At 42.4% G+C, this 3,154-nt stretch carries 4 protein-coding genes and 1 pseudogene; 3 read left to right on the forward strand and 2 right to left on the reverse strand.

The genetic code is table 11. From position 1 onward, the window contains the following. Window positions 1–306, reverse strand: a pseudogene (gene purH / locus PX481_RS28485) (bifunctional phosphoribosylaminoimidazolecarboxamide formyltransferase/IMP cyclohydrolase); the annotation flags it as partial. Window positions 307–662: 356 nt separating this feature from the next. On the opposite strand from purH, the gene PX481_RS28490 reads away from it, so the two are divergent. The 3 genes from PX481_RS28490 (at window position 663) to PX481_RS28500 (ending at window position 2,530) form a co-directional block, all read left to right on the forward strand. After that, on the forward strand, window positions 663–1,238 hold the full coding sequence (locus PX481_RS28490) for an ATPase (protein WP_288054728.1): 576 nt from the start codon (window positions 663–665) through the stop codon (window positions 1,236–1,238). Continuing rightward, window positions 1,231–1,416, forward strand: coding sequence for a hypothetical protein (locus PX481_RS28495; protein WP_002752778.1), 186 nt, complete (start codon window positions 1,231–1,233; stop codon window positions 1,414–1,416). Before PX481_RS28490 ends, PX481_RS28495 begins: the two co-directional genes overlap by 8 nt. A 373-nt stretch (window positions 1,417–1,789) precedes the next feature. Beyond that, the gene (locus tag PX481_RS28500; protein ID WP_288097316.1) at window positions 1,790–2,530 is read left to right on the forward strand and encodes a TIGR02391 family protein; all 741 of its coding nucleotides are present in this window, start codon (window positions 1,790–1,792) and stop codon (window positions 2,528–2,530) included. 42 nt (window positions 2,531–2,572) lie between these two features. Here the strand turns inward: PX481_RS28500 and PX481_RS28505 are convergent. After that, window positions 2,573–3,154, reverse strand: a 582-nt coding sequence (locus tag PX481_RS28505) for a TrmH family RNA methyltransferase (RefSeq protein WP_288097319.1), incomplete at its 5' end; no start/stop codon positions are given.

Below are 3,154 nucleotides of genomic sequence, written 5' to 3' on the forward strand. Positions count from 1 at the left end.
ATTAACCACCACCAAATCAAAAGGACGAATTTGATTAGCCTCCATTTCCGCTAAATCTGACTGCCAATCCCGTCTAGCCAAAATACCGCCATGGATGCGAGGATGGAGAGTTTTCACCCTTCCGCCCAAGATTTCAGGAGATCCTGTATATTCTCCCACTTTAATCACGGGAATTCCCTCCGATTGGAGCGTTTTGGCGGTTCCTCCACTGCTAATAATTTCAAAATCAAATTCTTCTGTTAGCTGACGGGCAAAGTCAACTATTCCGGTTTTGTCAGTGACGCTGATCAGCGCTAAACGTCCCATAGTAGTGATCTATAAGCAACAATCTCAGTATATCTCAGTCCTAACCCGTTAAAAATTAAAAAAAGTAGGTTAGTAAATAATCAGCTGCTTCTATATTTTTATCTCTCAAATAGCAACTTATGCCAAGGCAATTTTTCAAGTCCTCCTTGAAAGATTTAGTCTGACTTGTTAAAAAATACAGGATTTTTCAGGGTAACGAATTCGATCGAGATTAGTGAAAACCTCTTGGCAACCGTCATCGCCAAATGTTCTCAGATTACCATCATCTAGGAGAGTAGCCACTTCTGGTAAACTGGTACCACTGGTACTTAGTTCGAGGTTATCTCAAAATAATCTGGAGGACGAGCTTTTCCCTCATGTCTGACGTTTATCTAATTGGTGGCCCCAATGGTTCCGGGAAAACCACCGTCGCTAAAAAAATTTTACCCAACTTTTTAGGCGTTATCGAGTACGTTAACGCCGATGAAATTGCCGCCAGACTCTCACCTTTTAATCCTGAGTCGGTTGCTATCCAAGCAGGACGGTTGATGTTAGAAAGGCTGATAACACTGAAGTGCCAAGGAATAGATTTTGCTTTTGAAAGCACCCTGGCAGCCCGACATTTTGCCCGTTTTTTGAGAGACTGTCAAAGTTCTGGCTATAGGCTCAATCTTATTTATTTTTGGCTACAAAGTCCACAATTAGCTTTAGAGAGAGTTCACAGAAGGGTAGCCAGTGGCGGTCATAATATTCCTGAAGATGTGGTTCGTCGTCGTTATGAGCGGGGACGTAATAACCTCATGCAGTTGTATTTACCTTTATGCCATACTTGGGTTATCTATAATAATTCTGGGGATGAGCCGCACTTAGTTGCTGAACGTCCCTTCAATCAACAAGTCATTATCTATGACTCCTCTATCTGGCAACAAATAACCGAGGCAGCCCATGACTGAGCCAATTCCTGATAAATTATCGGAACGAATCGATACAGGTGTTAGAGTCGCAATCGCAGAAGCAATTGAGAGACACCGCCTCTTAGGAGAGTCTATCAGCATTTTCAAAGATGGCCAAATTGTCACCTTAACAGCCGCGCAAATTCCGCCAAAACTTGCCAAAAAAACGGAAGTGTAAAAAATTGGTTGACTGTATCAAATTTCACTATTCATAGAAACAGTTTCACCTATCCGAGGGATTTATATAGGGCTTGCTGAATAAATGTGAAATATAGACGAGGTAAGGGTTTTAGGGTTCTGTTTTGCTCTCACAGGTGCAAGATTTTGAGAGAATCTTCGTTCAAAACCTTGCGTCTTCATCGGCCCGTGTCCTGTAGGGGCGAAGCATTCGGGCAACAACCTATCGGTGAAACCGTAGATTTTCTATCCGAATGCTTCGCCCGTACTTTTTCAGCAGACCCTATATAGATGTCGGTTTTAGCAAATTCCCGTTACGAAAATCAAAACTACATAGTATAATGGTACTGTTAATTATTTTTGGAGGTGTAAATATGAGTCTAACAGAAAATCAAAAAAACCTTTTACGATGGATAGTTAAAGAAGTACGGGCTGATCATCTTAAAGAGGACAGTATTTGGTACTACTGTCCGACTGTTAACAGTCATCTTTGGGTAGATTACAATGGTTTTGATAGCACTCCTTATGTCGAATTCGCAACCTTCGATATATTAGAAGAATATGATTATGTTAAATGGCAAAAAAAAGACTCGAAGTCCGTTCAATACAAGGGCGCTCTAACAGGAAAAGCTTATGAAGCGGTTGATTCTAACTTTGCTGAACCCGATCGCTCGGCTATTCCTCATCTAATTCCCTTAACTGAAGTTGAACATTTAGACTCCGAACTATGGGAGAGAGTCCGTTTTTCTGTGAGTGCGGGTGGAGATAATCCAAAAGCGTGGGATACTGCGATTCGCAATGCGACAGTGGTTTTAGAGGACCGCATGAGGAAACTGGGAAATATTGATAATATTAATCAAAAAGCCACGGGTAATGGTATTGTTAACCTAATTTTTGGAAGTAATAAATCTGTACAAAAAGATAAGCTTCCATCAGAAGAATTAGAGGCATACCGTGATTTATATTCGGGTACAATGAAGCTTTTTCGTAACCGTTACGCTCATCGATTCATCGATCCTAAACCAGAGGAGGGTGGAGCAATTATCGTATTCATCGATTTATTATTGAAGATGCTAGATGATTTAGATTGGGAGACAGAAAACGAGAATACATAAATCTCTAATTCTTGTCTAGTTTAACGGTGGATTACGCTGACGCTAATCCACCCTACTGTAGGATAATTGTCTTCTAGCTTCGTAGAGGATGACAGCAGTAGCGATCGCAACATTTAAAGATTCCACACCGCCAAAGAGGGGAATTTTCACCGTTTCATCGGCTAAAGTCGCTAATTGGGGCGATAAACCGGCTCCTTCATTGCCTAACAAGATTAAAGTCGGACGGGTAAAATCAATCTCCCAGTGGTTTTTGGTGGCTGTGGGTAAAGTCGCGATCGCTTTTACCCCCTGTGCTTGATATTTTTTCACCAAAGCCGATAAATCCGATTCTACCACCAGGGGCGATCGAAACCATTCCCCAGCCGAACTGCGGATCACTTTGGGGTTATCGATTTCGACGCTATCGAGACTTAACCAGATACCCTGTACTTCCGTAGCCACAGCAGTGCGAATAATAGTGCCGAGATTACCCGGATCCTGCAATCTTTCCAAAACTAAGCCCAATTGTAGCGGATTTGGGGGGACTGGATGAAGGTGATCACGGGCAATAGTGGCAATCACACCATCGGGGTTAACCGGGGTTGCTAGGGAAGCGAGGACTTCCGGGGAAACTATCTCGACTAG

The organism is Microcystis sp. M53603_WE2, from assembly GCF_030065435.1.